General features: G+C 47.3%; 26 protein-coding genes. 16 read left to right on the top strand and 10 right to left on the bottom strand.

Annotation, left to right across the window (positions count from 1 at the left end):
- Window positions 1-27: 27 nt before the first annotated feature.
- On the bottom strand, window positions 28-213 hold the full coding sequence (locus F0316_RS02665) for a hypothetical protein (RefSeq protein ID WP_000859478.1): 186 nt from the start codon (window positions 211-213) through the stop codon (window positions 28-30).
- A 226-nt stretch (window positions 214-439) separates the two neighbouring features.
- Window positions 440-1777: an amino-acid N-acetyltransferase gene (gene argA / locus F0316_RS02670; RefSeq protein WP_000702681.1), complete on the bottom strand. Its 1338-nt coding sequence runs from the start codon at window positions 1775-1777 to the stop codon at window positions 440-442.
- A 270-nt stretch (window positions 1778-2047) separates the two neighbouring features.
- Between argA and F0316_RS02675 the strand changes: the two genes are divergently transcribed.
- From F0316_RS02675 to csdE, 4 genes are all read left to right on the top strand, one after another.
- Complete coding sequence (locus F0316_RS02675; protein WP_001140312.1) at window positions 2048-2452, top strand: DUF2850 domain-containing protein; 405 nt, start codon at window positions 2048-2050, stop codon at window positions 2450-2452.
- Between the two features lie 70 nt (window positions 2453-2522).
- A complete protein-coding gene (gene mltA, locus F0316_RS02680; RefSeq protein ID WP_149560190.1) occupies window positions 2523-3629 on the top strand; it encodes a murein transglycosylase A in 1107 nt (368 codons plus the stop codon).
- A gap of 97 nt (window positions 3630-3726) precedes the next feature.
- Window positions 3727-4542 carry a tRNA cyclic N6-threonylcarbamoyladenosine(37) synthase TcdA gene (gene tcdA, locus F0316_RS02685; protein WP_001208552.1) on the top strand — a complete coding sequence of 272 codons (816 nt, stop codon included), beginning with the start codon at window positions 3727-3729 and terminating at the stop codon, window positions 4540-4542.
- A gap of 6 nt (window positions 4543-4548) precedes the next feature.
- Window positions 4549-4980, top strand: a complete 432-nt coding sequence (csdE, locus tag F0316_RS02690) for a cysteine desulfurase sulfur acceptor subunit CsdE (protein ID WP_172626035.1) — start codon at window positions 4549-4551, stop codon at window positions 4978-4980.
- 69 nt (window positions 4981-5049) lie between these two features.
- On the opposite strand, the gene csdA is transcribed toward csdE, so the two are convergent.
- The 4 genes from csdA to F0316_RS02710 all read right to left on the bottom strand — a co-directional run bounded on the left by csdA (window position 5050) and on the right by F0316_RS02710 (window position 8680).
- Window positions 5050-6261 (bottom strand): cysteine desulfurase CsdA, encoded by a 1212-nt coding sequence (csdA, locus tag F0316_RS02695; protein ID WP_095477927.1) that lies wholly within the window; start codon window positions 6259-6261, stop codon window positions 5050-5052.
- Window positions 6248-6853 carry a DJ-1 family glyoxalase III gene (locus F0316_RS02700; protein WP_172625949.1) on the bottom strand — a complete coding sequence of 202 codons (606 nt, stop codon included), beginning with the start codon at window positions 6851-6853 and terminating at the stop codon, window positions 6248-6250. The genes csdA and F0316_RS02700 overlap by 14 nt, the downstream gene beginning before the upstream one ends.
- A complete protein-coding gene (gene panE, locus F0316_RS02705) occupies window positions 6850-7740 on the bottom strand; it encodes a 2-dehydropantoate 2-reductase (RefSeq protein WP_149560192.1) in 891 nt (296 codons plus the stop codon). Before panE ends, F0316_RS02700 begins: the two co-directional genes overlap by 4 nt.
- Window positions 7741-7879: 139 nt before the next feature.
- Window positions 7880-8680: a nucleoside-specific channel-forming Tsx family protein gene (locus F0316_RS02710; protein WP_001232267.1), complete on the bottom strand. Its 801-nt coding sequence runs from the start codon at window positions 8678-8680 to the stop codon at window positions 7880-7882.
- 327 nt (window positions 8681-9007) lie between these two features.
- Between F0316_RS02710 and F0316_RS02715 the strand changes: the two genes are divergently transcribed.
- The 3 genes from F0316_RS02715 to F0316_RS02725 all read left to right on the top strand — a co-directional run bounded on the left by F0316_RS02715 (window position 9008) and on the right by F0316_RS02725 (window position 10941).
- Complete coding sequence (locus F0316_RS02715) at window positions 9008-9589, top strand: LON peptidase substrate-binding domain-containing protein (RefSeq protein WP_000391276.1); 582 nt, start codon at window positions 9008-9010, stop codon at window positions 9587-9589.
- A gap of 90 nt (window positions 9590-9679) precedes the next feature.
- Window positions 9680-10264: an RNA polymerase sigma factor gene (locus F0316_RS02720; RefSeq protein WP_000483036.1), complete on the top strand. Its 585-nt coding sequence runs from the start codon at window positions 9680-9682 to the stop codon at window positions 10262-10264.
- Complete coding sequence (locus F0316_RS02725) at window positions 10261-10941, top strand: ChrR family anti-sigma-E factor (RefSeq protein WP_000120276.1); 681 nt, start codon at window positions 10261-10263, stop codon at window positions 10939-10941. The genes F0316_RS02720 and F0316_RS02725 overlap by 4 nt, the downstream gene beginning before the upstream one ends.
- 87 nt (window positions 10942-11028) lie before the next feature.
- On the opposite strand, the gene F0316_RS02730 is transcribed toward F0316_RS02725, so the two are convergent.
- From F0316_RS02730 to F0316_RS02745, 4 genes are all read right to left on the bottom strand, one after another.
- Window positions 11029-12417, bottom strand: coding sequence for an AmpG family muropeptide MFS transporter (locus F0316_RS02730; protein WP_000250605.1), 1389 nt, complete (start codon window positions 12415-12417; stop codon window positions 11029-11031).
- Between the two features lie 68 nt (window positions 12418-12485).
- Window positions 12486-13034, bottom strand: a complete 549-nt coding sequence (locus F0316_RS02735) for a peptidylprolyl isomerase (protein WP_001140219.1) — start codon at window positions 13032-13034, stop codon at window positions 12486-12488.
- On the bottom strand, window positions 13027-13602 hold the full coding sequence (locus F0316_RS02740) for a YajG family lipoprotein (protein ID WP_000737547.1): 576 nt from the start codon (window positions 13600-13602) through the stop codon (window positions 13027-13029). Before F0316_RS02740 ends, F0316_RS02735 begins: the two co-directional genes overlap by 8 nt.
- 41 nt (window positions 13603-13643) lie before the next feature.
- Window positions 13644-14774 carry a methyltransferase gene (locus F0316_RS02745; RefSeq protein WP_149560193.1) on the bottom strand — a complete coding sequence of 377 codons (1131 nt, stop codon included), beginning with the start codon at window positions 14772-14774 and terminating at the stop codon, window positions 13644-13646.
- A 164-nt stretch (window positions 14775-14938) separates the two neighbouring features.
- On the opposite strand from F0316_RS02745, the gene F0316_RS02750 reads away from it, so the two are divergent.
- The 9 genes from F0316_RS02750 (at window position 14939) to nqrM (ending at window position 22993) form a co-directional block, all read left to right on the top strand.
- Window positions 14939-15259: a BolA family protein gene (locus tag F0316_RS02750; protein ID WP_000613858.1), complete on the top strand. Its 321-nt coding sequence runs from the start codon at window positions 14939-14941 to the stop codon at window positions 15257-15259.
- Between the two features lie 484 nt (window positions 15260-15743).
- Window positions 15744-17084, top strand: coding sequence for a Na(+)-translocating NADH-quinone reductase subunit A (locus tag F0316_RS02755; protein ID WP_044127586.1), 1341 nt, complete (start codon window positions 15744-15746; stop codon window positions 17082-17084).
- A 5-nt stretch (window positions 17085-17089) separates the two neighbouring features.
- Window positions 17090-18337 carry an NADH:ubiquinone reductase (Na(+)-transporting) subunit B gene (locus F0316_RS02760; RefSeq protein ID WP_000523294.1) on the top strand — a complete coding sequence of 416 codons (1248 nt, stop codon included), beginning with the start codon at window positions 17090-17092 and terminating at the stop codon, window positions 18335-18337.
- On the top strand, window positions 18324-19097 hold the full coding sequence (locus tag F0316_RS02765) for a Na(+)-translocating NADH-quinone reductase subunit C (protein ID WP_000157902.1): 774 nt from the start codon (window positions 18324-18326) through the stop codon (window positions 19095-19097). Before F0316_RS02760 ends, F0316_RS02765 begins: the two co-directional genes overlap by 14 nt.
- A complete protein-coding gene (locus tag F0316_RS02770; protein WP_000092895.1) occupies window positions 19097-19729 on the top strand; it encodes an NADH:ubiquinone reductase (Na(+)-transporting) subunit D in 633 nt (210 codons plus the stop codon). The genes F0316_RS02765 and F0316_RS02770 overlap by 1 nt, the downstream gene beginning before the upstream one ends.
- A gap of 7 nt (window positions 19730-19736) precedes the next feature.
- Complete coding sequence (gene nqrE / locus F0316_RS02775; protein WP_000401432.1) at window positions 19737-20333, top strand: NADH:ubiquinone reductase (Na(+)-transporting) subunit E; 597 nt, start codon at window positions 19737-19739, stop codon at window positions 20331-20333.
- A 33-nt stretch (window positions 20334-20366) separates the two neighbouring features.
- Window positions 20367-21593: an NADH:ubiquinone reductase (Na(+)-transporting) subunit F gene (gene nqrF / locus F0316_RS02780; RefSeq protein ID WP_000103964.1), complete on the top strand. Its 1227-nt coding sequence runs from the start codon at window positions 20367-20369 to the stop codon at window positions 21591-21593.
- Between the two features lie 145 nt (window positions 21594-21738).
- Window positions 21739-22743: an FAD:protein FMN transferase gene (locus tag F0316_RS02785; protein WP_149560194.1), complete on the top strand. Its 1005-nt coding sequence runs from the start codon at window positions 21739-21741 to the stop codon at window positions 22741-22743.
- A 16-nt stretch (window positions 22744-22759) separates the two neighbouring features.
- Entirely contained in the window at window positions 22760-22993 is a 234-nt protein-coding gene (gene nqrM / locus F0316_RS02790) for a (Na+)-NQR maturation NqrM (RefSeq protein ID WP_001091359.1), read from the top strand.
- The last annotated feature ends 90 nt before the right edge of the window (window positions 22994-23083 follow it).

The raw sequence follows: 23083 nt of genomic DNA on the forward strand, positions 1-23083 counted from the left end.
GCTCCGCCATTCCGTGGCGGCACAGCATTAAAGGTTGGCAAAAGCTTTAGTAAAGGTGATGCTGCGGATCTGGTAACGTTCACGCGATTGGAGCAGAAACGTTTTGAGATTATCACTGACGGGAAATACGCAGTGCACATCAAGCCCGGAGAGGAACTCAGCGTCAGCCATGTCCCAAAAGCTTTGTAGAGAATTACAAATAACGGTTTTCATAGACGATTTGCTCTTAGATACGGAATGTACTCATAAAAGCAATCCATGCGTGAATTGAGAAAGATCTCAAGCGTCAAATCCTGACTCGATGATTGAACAACATTTAATCAAACGCGCGCATTCTACCGATCTCTCTCACAAAATAAAAGCGAAAATCGAAGAAAAAAGATGCAACAATTTGCATCTTTTGTTCACTTCTGTTCACACGCTTTTCAACCTGTTGAATTTAAAGCTGCAGCATCAAAATTTTTGAGCGGCGTTGGTAGTTGTATAAGCTCTTTTTCGCCATCGGTAACGCTTCGACATCGACTTCATTGAAACCTTGTTCACGGAACCAGTGTGTGCTGTGAGTGGTTAGCACAAACAGGTGACGAATGCCCATTTGCTTGGCTTGATGCTTGCTGTGCACCAATAAATGCAATCCGCGGTGACCATCACGATATTCAGGATGAATCGCGACACAAGCCATCTCAGCCATGCGTTCCTCTGGATAAGGGTAGAGTGCCGAGCAGCCAATCACTAAGCCATCTTTGTCGATAATGGTGAATTTATGGATCTCTTGCTCCAACTGTTCACGAGAGCGGCGTACCAGAATGCCTTGCTCTTCCAACGGGCGAATCAAATCAAAAATACCGCCGATGTCATCAATCGTGGCTTGGCGGATCTGCTCGGCACTCGCCATTACGATCTGGGTGCCGATACCATCAAACGAGAATAGCTCTTGGATTAATGCACCATCTTCTTTGTAACTCACCAAGTGGCTGCGTGGCACACCCGCGCGGCAGGCTTTTAAAGCGGCACGCAAAAAACGCATGGTGCTGAAACACTCTTCATCATCTGGCGCGCACTCTTGCTCCATGTTTTTGACGAGGCGTTCAACATCGCTTGGGAATAGTTCAGCAATCGCGTTGCCTTTGGCATCGATGATCCCTTGCTGTGGGCAAAAGCCGATCAGCTTGTCGGCTTTAAGTTTTATCGCCACTTGGGTCGCCACTTCCTCAGAAAGCAGATTGAAACACTCACCAGTGACAGAGCTGGCAATCGGGCCAAGCAGCACAATCGAACCTAAATCCAGCATACGGTTGATGCCTTCCACATCAATCCGGCGAATGCGTCCGCTGTGGCAGTAATCGACACCTTCATCTATACCTAGTGGTTGAGAGATGATGAAATTGCCGCTCACAACGTTGAGTTGAGTGCCCGCCATTGGCGTATTGTTAAGGCTCATCGAAAGACGCGCGGTGATCGCGTGTTGTAGTTGTCCGGCGGCTTGCATCACTAAGCCGAGTGAGGATTCATCGGTGATCCGCACACCTTTGTGGTATGGCGTATCACGTTGATTTTTTTCAAGGATTTGATTGATTTGTGGCCGAGCTCCGTGCACGAGTACCACTTTAACGCCAAGGCTGTGCAGCAGAGCGATATCGCTGATGATGTTAGGAAAATTTTTATCGGCAATCGCTTCTCCTCCCAGCATAACAACCATGGTTTTCCCACGGTGGGCATTAACGTAGGGCGCTGACTGGCGAAATCCTTTGACGAGAGCGGTACTGCGAATTTTCACGGCTGAACATCCTTGGTGTTTAAATATGCGCAAATAATGACTTTTTATTCTTTGTTGGGCAAGTGGTTTTTTATATGACCGATAGAATCCTTGGTTTATTGCAGACCCGTTTATTGCAAGCCCTATGGGGCAAAATAAATGGGATGTAAAACAGAAGGATGACAAAAGTATGAACAGTAAGGTTGAACGCTGCATCAATCTGTATGAGCAGTGCAGTTAATGGTGCAAAGCCTCGCCCCAAGAGGCTTGGATAAAGTGAGATAAAGCGGTATGGCAAAAACGGAAAGCAAAAGTAAGGCCTTGAGCAAAGAGCGTTTATTGCTCTTGCTCGCGATTTTAGGCACCTCCTACGTTTTGATGCTGTACAGCAACATCTTTGGTCGTCTGCAAGAGCAGTGGTTTCCTAAGTCTGAGCTATATGGAATATGGGTTGAGCAGAATGTTGCCCCTTATGCGGCACAAAAAATCACCATTGGCACTCAAGGTATTGTGTTGAATGGGCGTTTAGTCACCACCCATTTTAACTACGATGGCGCTCGACTCGAATTTACGGTGAATGGTCAGCCGTATCAGTTTGAGATCATGCTGGAGAAAAAGCAGATGAAACAGCGTTCGTCCGCTAACTATCAGCCAGTTTATCAATTGTCAGAAAAAGTAAAAAATAATCGCTATTAATCAAACGCCAATTGCACAGTTTCACTGACTTTGTCATGCTCTTGGCAAACATAAACCATGGATCTCTTTTGTGAGTAAACGTCTTCTTTCTCTCGCCAGTTTGGCACTGCTGTTTGGTTGTGCTCAGCAACCTAACGATCGTGCTCAGCAATACCAACAACAAACATTTCCACACATTTTGAATCGTGCCGATGTGGTTGAATCCAATAAGCCGCGTGACTATACCGAATTCAGTAAACAGAGTGAGTTGGTCGTGCAAGGCTCAGCCTCCATGGCCAAGATCTATCGACCGCTGTATGAACAATTGAATGAGTGGGTTCTGCAAAGCGGAGATCCTGCCACTTTAGCGCAATTTGGTATTCAAGTAGCGCAGTTAGGTGGCGGGGATAAGCAAGGTAACGTATTGTTTACTGGCTATTTTTCCCCTGTGATTGAGCTGCGTCATCAACCCGACAGCGTGTTTAAATATCCGGTTTACGGCTTGCCAAAATGCAACAAAAACTGCCCCACTCGAGCGGAGATTTACCAAGGTGCGCTGGATGGTCAAGGTTTAGAATTGGGCTATGCGGAGAACTTGATCGATCCTTTCATCATGGAAGTGCAGGGCAGTGGCTTTGTTCATTTTGGGGATGACGATACTTTGGAATACTTCGCTTACGCGGGTAAAAATAACAAGGCTTACGTCAGCATTGGTAAAGTGTTGATTGAACGCGGTTTGGTTGAGCGCGAGAAAATGTCGCTCAAAGCGATCAAAGACTGGGTGCTGGCCAACGATGAAGCAACCGTACGTGAACTGCTTGAGGAAAACCCTTCCTTCGTATTTTTCAAACCCAGCGCCGCGGCACCTGTGAAGGGCAGCGCCGGCATTCCTTTATTGCCGATGGCATCGGTTGCAGGGGATCGTTCAATTTTGCCTATGGGGACGCCAATTCTAGCGGAAGTCCCCTTGCTGAATGCCGATGGCACTTGGTCTGGCGCACATCAACTGCGCTTGTTGATCGTGCTTGACACAGGCGGTGCTGTGAAACAAAACCATCTCGACTTGTACCACGGCATGGGACCTCGTGCAGGGTTAGAAGCGGGGCACTATAAGCACTTTGGTCGTGTGTGGAAACTCGGGTTAGAAAACTCGCCTACCCAAGCACCATGGGCATTGCCGCCAGAAAAACAACAATAATTTTTCCTGATACTGTGCTGGTAGCAAACTGGACATTTTTGTGAAGAGTGCGTATAAATCGCACTCTTTATTTTTCAGCTAGAGTGGAAATGTGGTTATGCGTGAACTCGATACTCCTGCCTCCGACAGTTACAACCAACGTTTTGGTGGTACGCGCCGTTTGTATGGTTATAACGAAGTCGACATTTTACGTGCCGCGCACGTGTGTGTGATTGGGATTGGTGGTGTCGGTTCATGGGCGGTAGAAGCTCTGGCGCGAACGGGTATTGGTGAGTTGACGTTGATTGATATGGATGATGTGTGTGTCACTAACATCAACCGTCAAATCCATGCCATGACCGGGACGATTGGCAAAAGCAAAATTGAAGTGATGGCGGAGCGCGTTAAGCTCATCAATCCAGAGTGCAAAGTCAATTTGGTGGATGACTTCATCACGCCGGATAATCAACATCTTTATCTCAATAAATCCTTTGATTATGTGTTGGATGCGATTGATAGCTTGAAAGCCAAAGCTTCTCTTCTGGCTTACTGCCGCAGCAACAAAATCAAAGTGATTACGGTCGGAGGTGCGGGCGGACAAACCGATCCAACGCAAATCACTGTGGCCGATTTGACCAAGACGATTCAAGATCCACTGGCGAAAAAGCTCAAAGATCGCCTGCGTCAGCACCATAACTTCCCAACCAATCCAGCGCGTAAATTTGGAATAGATTGTGTGTTCTCGACCGAGCAACTCAAATACCCACAAGCCGATGGTTCGGTATGCGCGACCAAATCAACCGCAGAAGGTCCAAAACGTATGGATTGCGCCAGCGGATTTGGCGCTGCGACGGTAGTGACGGCGACGTTTGGTTTTGTCGCGGTGGCGCGTATTGTCGATAAACTGATTCAAAAGCATAAAGTGAAGGCGTAGGGCATGATGAGTCAATTTCCAGCTCATCCGTTTGGTGATGAAATTAATGCACAAACCATCTTAGAGACCATGCAAACTCTGTACGGTTGGGAAGATCGTTATCGCCAGATCATCCAATGGGGTAAGCTGCTGCCTGTGATGCCAGAAGTGCTGAAAAGTGAGCAAGTTCTTGTCTCTGGCTGTGAAAGTGAAGTGTGGCTAGTAGCCGAGCAGCAAGGGGAACAGTGGTTTTTCTGCGCGGATTCCGATGCTCGGATTGTGCGCGGTTTGATTGCGATTGTGTTGGCTGCGCTGAATGGCAAAACCTCTGCAGAAATTAGCGCGTTTTCGATGGATGACTACTTTGCCGAGCTTGGTTTGCTGGCGCATTTAAGCCCATCACGCGGTAATGGTTTGCAAGCGATTGTCGCGACGATTCAGGCCAAAGCACATCACTAACGACATACTTTTTCCAAGCAAAAGAGCCTCATAACCATGGGGCTCTTTTGCTATCAGTTCTGCCGATGTTTACAGCAAATCGACCGCTTTATGGATGGCGGCGATCAAGCGTTCCACCTCTTCTGCGCTGTTGTACACTCCGAAAGAAATTCGCACCGTCCCTTTTACGCCAAACGCATCCATCAAAGGATGAGCACAATGGTGCCCCGCACGAACGGCAATTCCTTGTTGATCGAGTAAGGTGGCGAGGTCTTGATGATGTACACCATCCATCACTAAGCTCAGCACACTGGTGTTAGGCTGATAACCGAGCACGCGAATATCATCGATTTGCGAAATAGCTTGGTAAGCTTGCTGTTGCAGTTGATGTAAGTGCGCTTCCACGGCGGCTCGATCAAGACTTTGATACCAGTCAATCGCGGTGGCCAGAGCAATAGCACCTGCCACATTCGGCGTGCCTGCTTCAAATTTTCCGGGCAAGCCGGTAAAGGTTGTACCATCAAACGAGACCTTTTCAACCATCTTGCCGCCGCCATGCCAAGGTGGCATCGCTTCTAAAAGCGCCGTTTTGCCGTACAGCACACCAATGCCCGCTGGCGCATACAGCTTATGGCCGGAGAATACATAGAAATCCGCATCCAGCGCTTGAACATCGACGGTTTCATGGACTATGCCTTGAGCGCCATCGATCACCACAATCGCGCCTTGTTGATGTGCGGCTTGGATGACCGCTTCAATCGGCTGGCGAGTTCCCGTGATATTGGTGATATGGGCTAGGGCAACGATTTTGCAGCGTGGTGACAGCAATTGCCGAAAGGCAGCAAGGCCAAATTCACCCGTTGTTGTCATCGGGATTTTGACCACTTTCGCGCCCGTTTGCTCAGCGACCATTTGCCACGGCACGATATTGGCGTGGTGTTCAGTTTCACTGACCAGAATCTCATCCCCAGCTTGTAATGTGCTGCGGGCATAACTTTGTGCAATGAGGTTGAGTGCTTCGGTAGCACCGCGCGTCCAGATAATATTTTTGCTGCTTGGCGCACCAATAAATTGTGCGACTTGTTCACGCGCGCCTTCAAATTGGCTGGTGGCTTGCGCTGTCAAACTGTGGCTACCGCGATGTACATTGGCATTGTGCTGGCTGTAGTAGTGGCTGATGGCATCAATCACACATTGTGGTTTTTGTGTAGTGGCCGCACTGTCGAGATAGACCAGCGGGTTACCGTTGACGATTTGTTGCAGCGCCGGAAACTGCGCGCGGATTGCATCAAGATTGAGCATCAATAAAACCTGAAAGTTCGGTCAGTTGTTGAGGATGAAGAACCATGGGGGCGGCAACGTGTTGCGCCAATTCCACGCCTGCAAGCAGTGCAATCATGGCGAGCGCAAACTCCAGAGCGGTGCCTGGCCCTTGGCTGGTGAGTAAATGTTGCGTGGCATAATAACAGACGCGCTGACGACTCAGACGGTCTGAAGGAATATGCTCAAAAAAGTTGGGGTGACAAGTCATGCGTGCGCCGACAAATTTCTGCTGTTTGGCGAAAACCAGTGCAGGTGTCGCACAAATTGCGGCAACCAGTTTGCCTTGTTGTGAGAACGCATCAATCAGTGCAAGTAGCGGTGTACTATTGGCAAAAGCTTGCGCTCCGCCCACACCTCCGGGTAGTGCCAGTGCATCAAACTCTTCTGCCGAGCACGCTTCAAGCGTCTGCTCTGCCGTCAGCCAAACACCCCGTGAGCCTTGCACTTGTAACTTGTCGCCGACCGCTGCCATGGTGACCTGAAATCCTGCACGCACCAAAGTATCGACGATGATGACAGTTTCCATCTCCTCGCTGCCATTGGCGACGGGGACGAGAATTCGTTTGCTCATGCCTTGCTCCAACTCTGCTCTAAGGTTTTGATTTGTTGATATAACGCGCTGTTTACCGGAGTTGCAATGCCATGCTGTTCGCCTTTGCGTACTACGTAACCGGTAATAAAGTCTATCTCGGTTGGACGTCGGTGGAAAACATCTTGATGCATGGAAGAGAGATTGGCCGCCGTAGCTTGGATAACTTGATAAACCCCATCACGCAGTGCTTCAGCCTCACCGCTTATCGCTTCTGCCTGCATAACGGCTGTCACCTCATCTAAAATGGCAGTGATGATCGGCGTAAATTCAGGTGCAGCTAATGCACCGTTGGCGCATTGATGAATCGCGGTTAGCGGATTTATCGCGCAATTCACCGCGAGTTTGCGCCACAAAGCCTGTTGGATCTCTGGATTCCATGTCACTGGAGCGAGTGCGTGATTAAAAACGTCTGCGATAAAATCACAACGTGCACCGAGAGGATTGTAGGGGCCGATCTGGGTTTGCCCTAAGCCAGTATGATGAACTTGGCTACGCGTCATTTTTAGTGCACCGTGGGTTGTGGTGGCAAGCACAACCGGGAAGTTGGCCACAGATTCGTGGATAGTTTCAACGGCGCCCATGCCATTGTGCATAAACAGCAAAATGGTTTCTCGATTCAGATGGGGGAGCAAAGGCTGTAATGCCGCTTCCACTTGCCAAGCCTTGACGGTGATCAGCAGTAAATCGGCATGGATGAGCGTGTCTAAATTTTGATTACGAAATGAAATGGGCGCTTCTTCATCGAGCTGGAGCGTTATGGTCGGCTGAGCTTGACGGCTCCATAGCGCGACTTGATGACCTGCACTATGTAAGTGCAGCGCCCACAAAGAGCCGACCGCTCCCGGGCCAAGTACCACAATATTCATCTCTGTCCCCTGCTGAAAATCGAATGCGCCAAGGATAACGAGGGGAGTTTTGAAAGCAATAAAAAATGGCGCGAAGTCGCGCCATTTTTACTGTTTTGGCTCTTTTCCTGTTTAGGAAGGAGCGTGCAGATGTCTACAATTAGAACTTGTAAGTTACTGCTACGTAGTGGCCAAAGCCTGTTGACTTGAAGCCATCGGTATCTTTGATCCCGTAAACGTCTTTGTAGCCTTTTAGACCGTAGCCTACAGCGAAACGATCTGAATGCCAGTAGATACCGTTAAACATCGCACCGCCGTTGCTGGCTGTTGAGTATTCATCTTTAAGGCCGAATTGGTAATCGATATAACCTTGGTAAGAGATGAATGAACCGTTCTCGAAGAAATAGAAAGGTTTAAACCAGTTGGTCGAGATTTGGAAGCCGTTCCAATCTTTGCGGTTGCCATCATAAGTACCGTATAGGTTCAGGCCAACTTTGCCAAACCATGGAACCATCACATCAGAACCAAGACCAATTTTCTGGTTGTTTACAGAAAATGCGTTGGTTTTAAAATCTGTACCATCCCATTCGAATAGTGATGCAACGTAAACTTCTTGTACTGGACCGAAAGACATATCAACGCCAGTCAATGCATCCAGAGACATACGTGGAGCAAACTTCATGAAGATTTTTGGATCGCCAACTTTGTCACTGCTTTTGTTCGTTGCTAAGTTAAACACGTCAACGTAACCGTACAGATCAAAGATACCAGAACGACCGCCAAATTCCATTTCCAGATAATCATGAGATGATTTGCCTGGAAGTTCGTCGAATGCACCCATCAGGTTAAATTGCATCCACTTGTAATCGTTTTTGTGGATATCGCCATCTGAGTAGTCAGCAGCCAGAACAGGTGCTGAAGTTGCTGCCAATAGGCTTAAAGCAAGAAGTGATTTACGCATAAGGGGAACTCTCTGTAAGTGTGTTGTGTATGGCGGCCGCTTAACTGCAGCTCGTTCAACTGGCGGGCATAATAACGATAAAAATCGCAATTAAAAGTGATAAGAAGTGCAAAATTAAAGGCATTGAGTGATAGAAATCACACCTTTGTTAATTAATTTTGAACTTATTTTGTATTTCACAATTTTGCATTTTTATTGTGATCTTAATCGCTTTGGTTGAGGGTTGACTAAACTTATACGCTAATCGATAAACCAACAAATTCAGTGAGTGATCGACGAATGAACTCTTTTCGTATACCTAAGTAAATTTATGAAAAGGAGTGAGTAATGGAAGAGATAATGTTGTTTCCACTTAGCTCCGTCGTACTTCCTGAAGGGAAAATGAAGCTGCGAATTTTTGAACCGCGCTATCAGCGTATGGTCGCTCAGTGCAGTAAAACGGGCAGTGGATTTGGTCTCTGTTTGTTCGATAGTAAGTCGAATAAAAATGCAAACGAATTATCTGAGTTTGGGACTTTAGTCAAAATCGTTGATTTTGAAACGTTAAGTGATGGTTTGCTTGGGATCACAGTCGTCGGTATACGACGTTTTGCGATTCGCAAAGTTCGGGTTGAATATGACGGTTTGCGGATTGCTACAGTACAGTGGTTTCCGGATTGGCCAAGCCAAGAATTGTTAGAGCGGGAGCGTTTTTTAGGCGAGCAATTGCAGGAAGTCTATCGGCAATTTCCACAAATTGGTGAGTTGCACAGTTTGTGCTTTTTTGATGATGCGAGCTGGGTCTGTCAACGCTGGCTAGAACTGCTACCTTTAAGCAAAGGACAGTTTGATGTGCTGGTTGGGCAGCGAGATTGCCATGCTGCCTTAGCTTTTTTACAGCGTACCATTGAATCGCATCTCGACACGTGAACAATTTGCTTGTGACGAATGATCTCAAGTGGTAACACTGACGTATAGGCTTACTAGGGTGTTCGCCTGAGTCATTAAGGATGAGTTTATATGTTTAATCCATCACCTCATACGTTTGGCCGCCAAGAGTGGCTAGAGTGTATGGAAAAAGTTAAAAGCAGGGACACACAGGCTTTTGCTCTGGTATTTAGCTATTACTCGCCGAAATTGAAACAGTTTGTGATGAAGCATGTCGGTAGTGAACAGGTAGCGTTGGAATTGGTTCAAGAAACCATGTCAACCGTATGGCAAAAAGCCAGTCTGTTTGATGGGCAGAAAAGCTCTCTCGCGACTTGGATTTACACCATAGCGCGTAACCTAAGTTATGACTTGCTACGTCGACAAAAGGGGCGTGACGCTTATGTGTTGGTCGATGATATTTGGCCGGAAGATTATTGTCCGCCTGATCTGGTTGATCACTACGCACCGGAACAAGATCTGCTCAAAGAGCAGGTGATGAAATTTCTCGACCGCCTGCCAGAAGCACAGCAGCAAGTGATCAAAGCGGTCTATTTAGAAGAAATCCCCCAGCAAGATGTGGCCGACATGCTCGACATTCCACTCGGCACTGTGAAATCACGTCTACGCCTTGCGGTAGAAAAGTTAAGATTATCAATGGATGCGGAGTCCTTATGAGTTATCACCCTAATTATGCTTTACTCGCAGCCTATGCTGAGGGCGGTCTTGATTCTGCGCATGGTTTGGCGATTTCTGCTCATTTGGAAATCTGCCCACATTGTCGTGACTTGGTGCATGAGATTGAGGCAGAACTTGGTGAGTTACTCAATCAGCAAGCGGCCTCTTCTGTCGCCTTGTCAGACGATGCCAACTGGCAAGCGATGTTCGATTCGATTGTGGCCTTGCCGCAGCAAGCGGCATCGAACACTCCCGTTAAAACCACACCGGTAATGGTGACGGTAAACGGTAAGCAGATTGCGATTCCCAAAGTCTTAGCCCGTTTGGTTAAACCTGAGCAGCAGTGGCGCAGCTACGGTGGCAAAGTGTTCAGTTTGCCTTTGCAGTCGGAAGATAATGTACGGATGAATCTGATGTACATTAGCCAAGGGGTTTCTATTCCTCAGCACACCCATAAAGGGTTTGAGTCGACCTTGGTGTTGCACGGTGGTTTTAGTGATGAAAATGGTCATTACGATGTGGGTGATTTTATGCAGCATGATGGTCAAATCTGCCATTCGCCAAGCACACCGCAAGATCAAGACTGCCTTTGCTTAACCGTATTGACTGAGCCTATGGTCTTTACCCAAGGGGTTGCGCGGATCTTTAACCTGTTTGGCAAGGGACTTTACCCGTAACCGTTGATGAGCCTGAAAATAAACAAGGGAGCGATGAAGCTCCCTTGTTGGTTTAGTGAAGGGTTTATTTGGTGAATGGTGTGCGCCTTACTGGATGATTTTATCCTCAGGCGGTAACTCTTCTTTATGCTGCTTCGCGTTTTCTAGCATCTTAGTGAAGTCATGACGTAGCGAGTAAAGCATGATCAAACTTGGGATCACCATTACCGCGGTCAAAATGAAGAACAGTGACCAGTCGTTCAGAAAATCCGCTAACTCACCACTAAACGAAGCGATAGTGGTTCTGCCTAAATTACCTAATGAAGCCAGCAACGCGTATTGCGTGGCGGAAAAAGCCTGTCCAGTCATTAAGGTCAGGAAGGAAACAAAGGCTACCGTTGAGAAGGCAGAAGTGAAGTTATCGACGAAGAGAGTCGCTAGAAATAGATGTTCATTAGGACCAACTTTGGCTATCCAAGCAAACATCAAGTTACTGGACGCCATGGCGATGCCACCAATCATTAATCCTCGCACAATACCGAACTTGATATTGACTAAGCTGCCAAGCAAGGTGAACAAAATGGTGATACCCCAACCGAGTAGCTTAGAGTAGTAGCCAATCTGTTCGTTGCTAAAACCAATTTCTTTGTAAAAGGCAATCGACATGCGTCCTAAGAAGGCTTCGCCGATTTTGAACAGAAAGACAAACAGCAGCAGTGTCAGCGCAACACGAAAACCATTACGGCGGAAAAAGTCGATAAACGGCTCTAAGACCGTGACGGTTAACCAACTAAGCACCGGATTGCTGACAACCTGTTGGTGGCGTTCTTCAGCAAGTTGCTGTAATTGATCCCGCTGAGTGTGTGGCTCACCTACCAGCAAGGTAAACAACATCAATAAGCCAACCACTCCTGCCATAATGTAGTAAACCCCATTCCAGCCAATGCTATCGGCATTGACGAAAGCGAAGTAGCCGGGAAGCGAGTAACCCGTCCACCAACCGACGACCGCCATGGCAGATGCTTGTGGCAATTTGGTTGATTCACTTTTTGGGAAGGTATCTATCCGGAAGGCATCGACAGCCACATCTTGCGTCGCCGAGGCAATCGCAATCCCCAAAGCGAACATGGAAGTCAGCATAAGATTGTTGGCTGGGTTAACACCTGCGATGAGTAACGTACAGACTAGAACGATGGATTGGCAGAAAAAGATCCAGCTTCGGCGCTGACCAAGCATCGAATGCAGAATGGGTAACTTGACTCTATCGACCAGTGGTGCCCAGAGAAAGTTGATCGCGTATACCGCAAACACACTGCCAAAATAGCCGATGGCAGCGCGGCTGAGTCCGGCATCTTTCAGCCAACCTGTCATGTTGGAACCAATCAATACCCATGGGAAGCCGCTGGCACAACCCAGCATAAATACCCAGAGCAAGCGTCGATCAAAATAGCTAACAATAAGTTCTAGCCAAGAGTGGGACCGGGGTTGCTGAACCATAACGAGTCCTTTTGCATGTGATTATGATGATTGCCGCACTCCCGAGATCAGGAGTGCGGTGAGGCAGTTTAAGGTAAGCGAGTGACTTTATTAATGACGATGGGTGTGACAGGAACGTTCTGCATTCGACCTTTATTTTGAGTCGGTTGCTGAGCCATTTTTTCAATCACATCAAACCCTTCGATCACTTGACCAAACACCGCATAGCCCGGCGGCTTTGCGGCATAGTTCAAGAAATCATTATCCACCAAGTTAATGTAAAACTGTCTTGTTGCCGAATTCGGGTTTTGCGTACGAGCCATGGCAATGGTCGCGGTATCATTACGCAAGCCATTGCTGGCTTCATTCTCGATCGGGGCGTAAGTCGGTAGCTGATTAAGATAAGCATCAAAGCCACCTCCTTGCGCCATAAAGCCTGGGATTACGCGATGAAATTGGCTGCCGACATAGCTGCCGTCATCCACATAGCGTAAGAAATTCGCAACCGAGATCGGTGCTTTTTCTTGATTCAGCTCAATCGTGAAATTGCCGAGTGTGGTTTCCACTGCGACTTTGGGACCCGCCCACACGCAACTGCTGACCAGTGCTACGGTTGCCAATAGCCATGACTTAGCCATTAAAGCGCTCCTGCATGTAGTTTTGCAGCTCGGCATCGTTAGCGATCTCTTTGAGCACAGTGTTGATCACGTCATTGAGTACGGTTTCAATTTCATCGTTAGAGGCACTGAGAACGCCAGTACGTTTTGCGGTGCCTGTGTAGCTTTTCACCAACTTGCCTCTTGGTGTTTCAGCCGTGATTTCCAATACCACGCTGCCATCCATTTGGTTTTCCATGATTGAGTGCTTCACTGAGACCAAAAGTTCTTGGATTTCGAGAGTGATGGTGTTTTCACTATTGACGCTGAGACGGAAACCTTGCGATCCAAACTGTTCAGCCAGGGCGTTTTCTAGCGTAATGCGCACATTTTGGCGTGGATGAATGGGCTCAATATTGTTACGACCACTATCGACTAAAGCCACATATTGCGCTGAACGCACATCTTTGCTGACCAGCGAAAAGCTGCTGTTATTCACAATCGCATTTTGGCTTAATGCCGCTTGAGGGTTAACGTTGATTTGACTCTGCTGAGGAGCAGAACAAGCGGTAAGTAAAGCGATTGAAGCCGCAAGAACCAGTTTTTTCATGGTTAATTCCTTTCGTTTTATTGTGCACACAGCCGCAAGGCTCAAGATTTAATAGCTTGTAAGATAACAAATTTACTGTTGTTGGCGATCACTCTAACATGACTTTTACCAAACAATCTTGCCAGTTTTACATCGTAGCCGAGGTGGCGATTGCCGATCACCCATAATTTCCCGCCTTTTTTCAGAACATGCTTTGAGTCACAGAACATTTGCCACGCGATGTGATCCGTAATGGTTTGTTGTTGATGGAACGGCGGATTACACACAATCATTGAACTGCTGTGCGCTGGGAAACCATCTAGACAGTTGTTGGCGATACAGTGAATATCTCGTTTACCGAGATTGTCGTGTAAGTTTTTTTGTGCGGAGGCGATCGCCATAAAGCTTTCATCAACACAGGTGATCTTCGCTTGTGGGTTTAATTGTCCGAGACGAACCGATAACACGCCATTGCCACACCCAAGATCAATAAAGTCTTCCAGAGTCGGATCGGCTGGCAAATGCTCAAGGATAAATCTGGCACCCAGATCTAAACTTTCACCCGAATACACATTCGGTAAATTAGTGAGGGTGATAGCATAGGGCTCAACGCTCCAACCGCATTCAGGGTTAACCTCATTAGCGGGATTCACCGTCGCAGAACTGAACACTAAACGATGTTTTTTCCACGCCAGCGAAGTTGTGGTGGGGCCTAGATGCTTTTCAAACAGATTCAAGGTTGATGTATGAATCTCCTTCGCTTTATTCACCGCAATGATCGGGATGTTCGGCGAAAGGGCTTTACGCAGTTGGCTCAGGATCCACACCAGATGACGATTACTCTTGGGCAGTTGCAGTAGCACGACAGAGGCATCACTAGGGACCGGATCCAACGTCGTCAGTAACTGAACTGGCGGACGCTGATTTTGCTGCAAATTCGCTTGAGTCGCTTGATGGGCAATGTAGGAGTCACTCATCATGCTGACTTTGTGTTTTTGACTAAACCAACAACTTAAAGTGCCGAAATGGTCATTAATGATCACTATGTGGCTAGATTCTGGGAGAGCGAATTGTTCCACATGCTGGATGAGGTACTCATCGCCGGCATCCCAAGCTTGCAAGGTTTCGTTATTGCGCTTTGGGAAACGATGAAGAGTGAGCGTCTGCTCAAGCAAAGTAAGCTCAGTTTTCATATTGCTCGTGTTTCTAGTAAATTGACGGCGCATTGTCTCAGATGGCAATAAAACAGCAAATGAAAACCTAGGTTTTTGCATTTTTAGCCACACGTAAGACCCGCTATGGTCTATTCTCAATTTGTCATGTTGTCGACACTCAAGTGTTCAACAAGGAAAGCAATATGATTCAAGATGTTATTGAAAAGAAGCTGAGTGATGAATTTCAGCCCGAGTTTCTGAAAGTGATTAATGAAAGTGATATGCACAACGTGCCGCGAGGTTCGGAGAGTCATTTTAAGGTCACTGTAGTGAGTGAACGCTTTGCCGGCCTGCGTCCTGTCGCTCGTCATCGTTTGGTCAATCAAACCTTGGCGGATGAGTTAGCGAATCATATCCACGCGCTCGCCATTCATACCTACACGGCTCAAGAGTGGCAGCAAATGAATCAGGAAAGTCCAGAAAGCCCAATGTGTTTGGGGGGCTCGCGCAAAAGCGCTCAATGATAGGTTTGATACCTATAACGCCTGATTGGATTTTGAGCAAATTATTAACACGGTTTAAACAAATGAGTTCGAATATTTCAGGTTATGCAGGGGTTTAGTGGCTTAAGTCAGTCAATAGGCCCACATAAAATAGGCCTTAGTGAGTTTGTGCGATGCTTCAAAAATATGATGATTTCTTAGCCTTTCACTCCGGATTCGTTTGAAATTAAACAGTGATTCAGGGCATTGGTCATGGCATCAAGTTCCCAAAAGATGCTAGACTACAGCACCTGACAAATCCCCCACATGATTTGTGATGGGATTTTTAAAAGGATGTTGCGATTTTAATGGTTCAAGCCATTAAAAACGGACACAAACAATGTCGTGTCTACCGAGGTAAGGATTCCGCTAGCGTTGTTCAGTTGTAAGGACAAGGCAAACGGAGTGCGCCTCGAATTTGCGCAATGAAAGAATCTTTTTCCCGATAAAAGTAGTGCAAGTGCGTATGATTACAATAAAAAAGGGATTGGACCTTCCTATCGCAGGAACTCCTTCCCAGGTGATTAGTGATGGTAAAGCCATCAAAAAAGTCGCCTTGCTTGGCGAAGAGTACGTGGGCATGCGTCCTACTATGCATGTCCGCGTAGGTGATGAAGTAAAAAAAGCTCAGATTCTTTTTGAAGATAAGAAGAATCCGGGTGTGAAATTTACTTCACCAGTCAGCGGTAAAGTGGTTGAAATCAATCGTGGTGCAAAACGCGTTCTTCAGTCTGTAGTGATTGAAGTGGCGGGTGATGACCAAGTGACCTTCGACAAGTTTGAAGCCAATCAATTAGCCAGTTTGAATCGCGATGCGATCAAAACTCAGCTGGTTGAGTCTGGTCTTTGGACTGCTTTCCGTACTCGTCCGTTCAGCAAGGTTCCAGTCATTGATTCCACTTCTGAAGCCATTTTTGTCACTGCTATGGATACCAATCCGTTGGCAGCTGAGCCGACCGTTGTGATCAATGAACAATCTGAAGCCTTCGTTGCTGGTCTAGATGTGCTTTCCGCACTGACAACTGGCAAAGTGTACGTTTGTAAAAAAGGCACCAGCTTGCCACGTTCTCAACAGCCGAATGTTGAAGAACATGTCTTTGACGGCCCACATCCTGCAGGCTTAGCTGGCACTCACATGCATTTCCTCTATCCAGTAAGTGCAGACCACGTGGCGTGGAGCATCAACTATCAGGACGTGATCGCAGTTGGTCAACTCTTCCTGACGGGCGAGCTATACACTCAGCGTGTGGTTTCTCTTGCCGGCCCGGTGGTGAACAAACCTCGTTTGGTTCGCACTGTCATGGGCGCATCACTAGAGCAACTGGTGGACAGCGAAATCATGCCTGGCGAAGTACGCATCATCTCTGGCTCTGTGCTGTCTGGTACGAAAGCCACTGGACCACACGCTTATCTTGGTCGTTACCACCTACAGGTCTCTGTTCTTCGTGAAGGACGTGATAAAGAACTGTTTGGTTGGGCGATGCCGGGTAAGAACAAGTTCTCTGTGACTCGCTCTTTCCTTGGTCACCTATTCAAGGGCCAAGTGTACAACATGACCACAACCACTAATGGTAGTGATCGATCTATGGTTCCAATCGGTAACTATGAGAAGGTCATGCCACTAGATATGGAGCCAACCTTGTTGCTTCGTGATCTGTGTGCTGGTGACAGTGACAGCGCGGTTCGCTTAGGTGCTTTAGAGCTGGATGAAGAAGATCTAGCACTGTGTACGTTCGTTTGCCCGGGCAAATACGAGTACGGTCAGCTCCTGCGTGAGTGCTTAGACAAGATCGAGAAAGAAGGGTAATTTCCATGGGCCTTAAAAAGTTTCTTGAAGACATCGAGCATCATTTTGAGCCAGGCGGCAAACACGAGAAGTGGTTTGCCCTGTATGAAGCAGCGGCGACGCTGTTCTATACACCAGGTCTGGTAACCAAAAGAAGCTCGCACGTTCGTGATAGCGTTGACCTAAAACGTATCATGATCATGGTTTGGCTTGCCGTATTCCCAGCGATGTTCTGGGGTATGTACAACGCTGGCGGCCAAGCTATTGCAGCACTTAACCATCTGTATTCAGGTGATCAACTCGCGGCGATTGTGGCGGGTAACTGGCACTACTGGCTAACCGAAATGCTTGGCGGAACCATGTCAAGCGATGCTGGTTGGGGCAGTAAAATGCTGTTGGGTGCAACCTACTTCCTACCTATCTACGCTACGGTGTTCATCGTCGGTGGTTTCTGGGAAGTGTTGTTCTGTATGGTGCGCAAGCATGAAGTCAACGAAGGTTTCTTCGTTACCTCTATTCTGTTTGCTCTGATTGTTCCGCCAACTCTGCCTCTGTGGCAAGCTGCACTGGGTATTACCTTTGGTGTTGTGGTTGCCAAAGAAGTGTTTGGTGGTACAGGCCGTAACTTCCTTAACCCAGCGCTGGCTGGCCGTGCTTTCCTGTTCTTTGCTTACCCAGCACAGATCTCAGGTGACCTAGTATGGACTGCGGCAGATGGCTACTCAGGCGCAACTGCGCTGAGCCAATGGGCACAAGGTGGTGCAGGTGCACTGATTAACAACGCGACTGGTCAAACGATCACTTGGATGGATGCTTTCATCGGTAACATCCCAGGTTCAATTGGTGAAGTGTCTACTCTGGCACTCATGATTGGTGCGGCGTTCATTGTTTATATGGGAATTGCTTCATGGCGCATTATTGGCGGCGTGATGATTGGTATGATCCTGCTGTCGACACTGTTTAACGTGATTGGCTCAGATACCAACGCAATGTTCAACATGCCTTGGCATTGGCACCTAGTATTGGGTGGTTTCGCATTCGGTATGTTCTTCATGGCGACTGACCCAGTTTCTGCGTCCTTCACCAATAGCGGTAAATGGGCTTACGGTATTCTGATCGGTGTTATGTGTGTGCTGATCCGTGTTGTGAACCCGGCTTACCCAGAAGGCATGATGCTGGCGATCCTATTCGCGAACCTATTTGCGCCACTGTTTGACCATGTGGTTGTAGAGAGAAATATCAAGCGGAGATTAGCGCGCTATGGCAAGCAATAACGATAGCATTAAAAAGACGCTGTTTGTTGTTATCGCGTTGAGCCTAGTGTGCTCAATCATTGTATCGGCAGCGGCTGTCGGTCTGCGTGACAAGCAAAAAGAAAATGCGGCATTAGACAAGCAGAGCAAGATCCTGCAAGTGGCTGGCATTGAAGCGAAAGGCAGTAAACAAATCGTTGAATTGTTCAATAAAAGCATTGAACCACGTCTGGTTGACTTCAACACGGGTGACTTTGTTGAAGGCGATGCTGCTAACTACGATCAACGTAAAGCAGCGAAAGAAGCCTCTGAATCTATCAAGCTGACCGCTGAACAAGATAAAGCGAAGATCCAACGTCGTGCGAATGTTGGTGTGGTTTATCTGGTGAAAGACGGCGACAAAACCAGCAAGGTGATTCTGCCTGTACACGGTAACGGCCTATGGTCGATGATGTACGCGTTTGTAGCAGTAGAAACTGACGGTAACACGGTTTCAGGTTTGACCTACTATGAACAAGGTGAAACACCGGGATTGGGTGGCGAAGTTGAAAACCCAGCTTGGCGTGCTCAATGGGTCGGTAAAAAGCTGTTTGATGAAAACCACAAACCTGCGATCAAGATTGTCAAAGGTGGTGCACCTCAAGGTTCAGAGCATGGCGTAGACGGTCTGTCTGGCGCAACTTTGACCAGTAATGGCGTACAAAACACCTTCGACTTCTGGTTGGGTGATATGGGCTTTGGTCCATTCCTGACAAAAGTTCGTGACGGAGGTCTTAACTAATGTCTAGCGCAAAAGAGCTGAAAAAGAGTGTGTTAGCCCCAGTTTTGGACAACAACCCGATTGCGCTGCAAGTTCTGGGTGTGTGTTCTGCACTGGCGGTAACCACTAAGCTGGAAACGGCATTTGTTATGACGCTAGCGGTAATGTTTGTTACTGCATTGTCTAACTTCTTCGTTTCTCTGATCCGTAACCACATTCCTAACAGTGTGCGTATTATCGTACAAATGGCGATTATCGCTTCGTTAGTTATCGTGGTAGACCAGATTCTGAAAGCGTATCTGTACGATATTTCTAAGCAACTGTCGGTATTCGTTGGTCTGATTATCACCAACTGTATCGTAATGGGTCGTGCAGAAGCGTTTGCAATGAAGTCTGAACCAATTCCTTCTTTCATTGATGGTATTGGTAACGGTTTAGGATACGGTTTCGTGCTGATGACGGTTGGTTTCTTCCGTGAGCTTTTAGGCTCAGGTAAGCTATTTGGCTTGGAAGTTCTGCCTCTGATCAGCAACGGTGGTTGGTATCAGCCAAACGGCCTGATGCTACTCGCACCTTCAGCATTCTTCCTGATCGGCTTCATGATTTGGGCGATTCGCACGTTCAAACCAGAACAAGTAGAAGCGAAGGAGTAAGGTTGTCATGGAACATTATATTAGTCTGCTGGTGAAATCGATTTTCATCGAGAACATGGCACTCTCTTTCTTCCTAGGGATGTGTACATTCTTGGCGGTGTCGAAGAAAGTTAAGACATCATTCGGCTTAGGTATTGCGGTAATCGTAGTACTGACTATCTCTGTACCAGTTAACAATCTGGTGTACAACCTTGTGCTTAAGCCAGATGCACTGGTTGAAGGGGTAGATCTTAGCTTCCTGAACTTTATTACCTTTATCGGTGTTATTGCGGCATTAGTACAGATTCTGGAAATGATCCTCGATCGCTTCTTCCCGCCTCTGTATAACGCACTGGGCATCTTCCTTCCGCTGATCACAGTAAACTGTGCGATCTTCGGTGGTGTGTCTTTCATGGTGCAGCGCGACTACAGCTTTGCTGAATCTGTGGTATACGGTTTCGGTTCTGGTGTGGGTTGGATGCTGGCTATCGTCGCTCTTGCAGGTATCCGTGAGAAGATGAAGTATTCAGACGTTCCTCCAGGTCTGCGTGGTTTAGGTATTACCTTTATCACGGCTGGTTTGATGGCGTTGGGCTTCATGTCTTTCTCTGGTGTTCAACTGTAAGTCGGGTAAACCGCAGCAATAAAGGAATAGTTAATGTCTACTATTATTTTTGGTGTAGTGATGTTTACCCTGATTATACTGGCTTTGGTTCTGGTGATTCTGTTCGCCAAATCCAAGCTAGTACCAACAGGTGACATTACAATTTCTATTAATGGCGATCCTGAAAAAGCGATCGTAACCCAACCGGGTGGTAAGTTGCTGACTGCACTGGCAGGCGCTGGTGTATTCGTATCTTCAGCTTGTGGTGGTGGTGGTTCATGTGGCCAATGCCGTGTAAAAATCAAATCAGGTGGCGGTGATATTCTGCCGACAGAACTGGATCACATCAGCAAAGGCGAAGCCCGTGAAGGTGAGCGTTTGGCGTGTCAGGTTGCTGTAAAAGCAGATATGGATCTGGAACTGCCAGAAGAGATCTTTGGCGTGAAGAAGTGGGAATGTACGGTTATCTCTAACGATAACAAAGCCACTTTCATCAAAGAGCTGAAGCTTGCGATTCCTGATGGTGAATCAGTACCATTCCGTGCGGGTGGTTACATTCAGATTGAAGCGCCTGCGCACCATGTTAAGTACGCCGATTTTGATGTACCTGAGAAATACCGTGGTGACTGGGACAAATTCAATCTGTTCCGTTATGAGTCTAAAGTGGATGAGCCAATCATCCGTGCATACTCAATGGCGAACTACCCAGAAGAGTTTGGCATCATTATGCTTAACGTGCGTATCGCGACTCCGCCGCCAAACAATCCAAATGTGCCACCAGGCCAAATGTCTTCTTACATCTGGTCACTGAAAGCCGGTGATAAATGTACGATTTCGGGTCCGTTCGGTGAGTTCTTCGCGAAAGACACGGATGCAGAGATGGTATTTATCGGTGGTGGTGCGGGTATGGCGCCAATGCGTTCGCATATCTTTGACCAACTTAAGCGTCTGAAGTCTAAGCGTAAGATGTCTTACTGGTACGGTGCGCGTTCTAAGCGTGAGATGTTCTACGTGGAAGATTTCGATGGCTTAGCGGCTGAGAATGACAACTTCGTATGGCACTGTGCTCTGTCAGATCCTCAACCAGAAGATAACTGGACAGGCTACACCGGTTTCATCCATAACGTACTGTATGAAAACTATCTGAAGGATCACGAAGCTCCAGAAGATTGTGAATACTACATGTGTGGACCTCCGATGATGAACGCGGCAGTGATCAACATGCTGAAAAACCTAGGTGTAGAAGAGGAAAACATCCTACTGGATGACTTCGGTGGTTAATCGATAACTCGCTACACTGCGATGGCTGGCTCGTTCGAGTCAGCCATTGTTTTTTACAAATCGGATATTGAAAGTGTCGATGGTTATCTGGTTTAGGGCATCGGTATTTCCCATATCAATTTTTAACTATGAAAGGAGTAAACAAGTGAGAAATTGGCTTGTTGCATTAGCTTCTCTTCTCTTGCTGGCTGGCTGTGAAAAGCCCGCAGAGCAGGTACATCTCAGTGGCCCAACCATGGGAACCACTTACAACATCAAATACATTCAACAGCCGGGCATTGCGGATTCGAAAACACTGCAAACCGAGATTGATCGACTCCTTGAAGAAGTGAACGATCAAATGTCGACTTACCGTAAAGACTCTGAGCTTAGCCGTTTTAACCAGCATACCAGTAGCGAACCTTTTGTCGTTTCTACCCAAACGTTAACCGTGGTGAAAGAGGCGATTCGTTTGAACGGTCTTACTGAAGGTGCTTTAGATGTGACCGTCGGACCTTTGGTTAATCTGTGGGGATTTGGCCCTGAAGCCCGTCCTGATGTGGTACCAACCGATGAAGAGCTGAATGCACGTCGTGCTATTACTGGCATTGAGCATCTGACGATTGAAGGGAATATGCTGAGTAAAGATATTCCTGAACTGTATGTCGACTTGTCTACGATTGCCAAAGGTTGGGGAGTAGATGTGGTCGCCGATTACCTTCAATCTCAAGGTATCGAAAACTACATGGTAGAAATTGGCGGAGAAATCCGTTTGAAAGGACTGAACCGTGATGGTGTTCCCTGGCGTATTGCGATAGAAAAGCCAAGTGTTGATCAGCGTAGTGTACAAGAGATCATCGAACCGGGTGATTATGCGATCGCAACCTCCGGTGATTACCGTAACTACTTTGAGCAAGATGGCGTTCGTTACTCGCATATCATCGATCCAACCACCGGACGCCCAATCAATAACCGCGTGGTCTCTGTGACGGTACTGGATAAGTCTTGTATGACGGCGGATGGCTTAGCGACAGGCTTAATGGTCATGGGCGAAGAGCGTGGTATGGCTGTCGCAGAAGCTAATCAGATCCCGGTTTTAATGATTGTGAAAACGGATGATGGCTTTAAAGAGTACGCATCAAGCAGCTTTAAACCGTTTTTAAGTAAGTAATAGTGAGCATAAAACAATGAACACCTTTTTGATTACTTTTGGTTTCTTTCTGGCCGTGATTGCCGCCATGGCCGTTGGTTACATTTTCCAACGTAAAGTGGTGAAAGGCAGTTGTGGTGGTTTAGGTGCAGTGGGCATCGAAAAAGTCTGCAATTGCCCTGAGCCTTGTGATGCACGTAAAAAACGTGAAGCTAAAGCAGCCGCCCGCGCCGAGCGTCTTGCGGCTTGGGAAAAAGATCGGATCGCATAATCCGTGCTATCGCATCAAAAAGCTCGCTCCGGCGGGCTTTTTGTTTATCAGACTTTCCTTATCGATGGCTTATTATTATACTGTTTATAT

Source organism: Vibrio cholerae, from assembly GCF_008369605.1.
Classification (GTDB): domain Bacteria; phylum Pseudomonadota; class Gammaproteobacteria; order Enterobacterales; family Vibrionaceae; genus Vibrio; species Vibrio cholerae.

Excerpts from the sequence above, each read along its gene's own strand:
- F0316_RS02665 (WP_000859478.1), bottom strand. The coding sequence starts at position 213 with ATGAAAACCGTTATTTGTAATTCTCTACAAAGCTTTTGGGACATGGCT.
- F0316_RS02675 (WP_001140312.1), top strand. The coding sequence starts at position 2,048 with ATGGCAAAAACGGAAAGCAAAAGTAAGGCCTTGAGCAAAGAGCGTTTA.
- tcdA (WP_001208552.1), top strand. The coding sequence starts at position 3,727 with ATGCGTGAACTCGATACTCCTGCCTCCGACAGTTACAACCAACGTTTT.
- csdE (WP_172626035.1), top strand. The coding sequence starts at position 4,549 with ATGAGTCAATTTCCAGCTCATCCGTTTGGTGATGAAATTAATGCACAA.
- csdA (WP_095477927.1), bottom strand. The coding sequence starts at position 6,261 with ATGCTCAATCTTGATGCAATCCGCGCGCAGTTTCCGGCGCTGCAACAA.
- F0316_RS02700 (WP_172625949.1), bottom strand. The coding sequence starts at position 6,853 with ATGAGCAAACGAATTCTCGTCCCCGTCGCCAATGGCAGCGAGGAGATG.
- panE (WP_149560192.1), bottom strand. The coding sequence starts at position 7,740 with ATGAATATTGTGGTACTTGGCCCGGGAGCGGTCGGCTCTTTGTGGGCG.
- F0316_RS02710 (WP_001232267.1), bottom strand. The coding sequence starts at position 8,680 with ATGCGTAAATCACTTCTTGCTTTAAGCCTATTGGCAGCAACTTCAGCA.
- F0316_RS02715 (WP_000391276.1), top strand. The coding sequence starts at position 9,008 with ATGGAAGAGATAATGTTGTTTCCACTTAGCTCCGTCGTACTTCCTGAA.
- F0316_RS02720 (WP_000483036.1), top strand. The coding sequence starts at position 9,680 with ATGTTTAATCCATCACCTCATACGTTTGGCCGCCAAGAGTGGCTAGAG.
- F0316_RS02725 (WP_000120276.1), top strand. The coding sequence starts at position 10,261 with ATGAGTTATCACCCTAATTATGCTTTACTCGCAGCCTATGCTGAGGGC.
- F0316_RS02730 (WP_000250605.1), bottom strand. The coding sequence starts at position 12,417 with ATGGTTCAGCAACCCCGGTCCCACTCTTGGCTAGAACTTATTGTTAGC.
- F0316_RS02735 (WP_001140219.1), bottom strand. The coding sequence starts at position 13,034 with ATGGCTAAGTCATGGCTATTGGCAACCGTAGCACTGGTCAGCAGTTGC.
- F0316_RS02740 (WP_000737547.1), bottom strand. The coding sequence starts at position 13,602 with ATGAAAAAACTGGTTCTTGCGGCTTCAATCGCTTTACTTACCGCTTGT.
- F0316_RS02745 (WP_149560193.1), bottom strand. The coding sequence starts at position 14,774 with ATGAAAACTGAGCTTACTTTGCTTGAGCAGACGCTCACTCTTCATCGT.
- F0316_RS02750 (WP_000613858.1), top strand. The coding sequence starts at position 14,939 with ATGATTCAAGATGTTATTGAAAAGAAGCTGAGTGATGAATTTCAGCCC.
- F0316_RS02755 (WP_044127586.1), top strand. The coding sequence starts at position 15,744 with ATGATTACAATAAAAAAGGGATTGGACCTTCCTATCGCAGGAACTCCT.
- F0316_RS02760 (WP_000523294.1), top strand. The coding sequence starts at position 17,090 with ATGGGCCTTAAAAAGTTTCTTGAAGACATCGAGCATCATTTTGAGCCA.
- F0316_RS02765 (WP_000157902.1), top strand. The coding sequence starts at position 18,324 with ATGGCAAGCAATAACGATAGCATTAAAAAGACGCTGTTTGTTGTTATC.
- F0316_RS02770 (WP_000092895.1), top strand. The coding sequence starts at position 19,097 with ATGTCTAGCGCAAAAGAGCTGAAAAAGAGTGTGTTAGCCCCAGTTTTG.
- nqrE (WP_000401432.1), top strand. The coding sequence starts at position 19,737 with ATGGAACATTATATTAGTCTGCTGGTGAAATCGATTTTCATCGAGAAC.
- nqrF (WP_000103964.1), top strand. The coding sequence starts at position 20,367 with ATGTCTACTATTATTTTTGGTGTAGTGATGTTTACCCTGATTATACTG.
- nqrM (WP_001091359.1), top strand. The coding sequence starts at position 22,760 with ATGAACACCTTTTTGATTACTTTTGGTTTCTTTCTGGCCGTGATTGCC.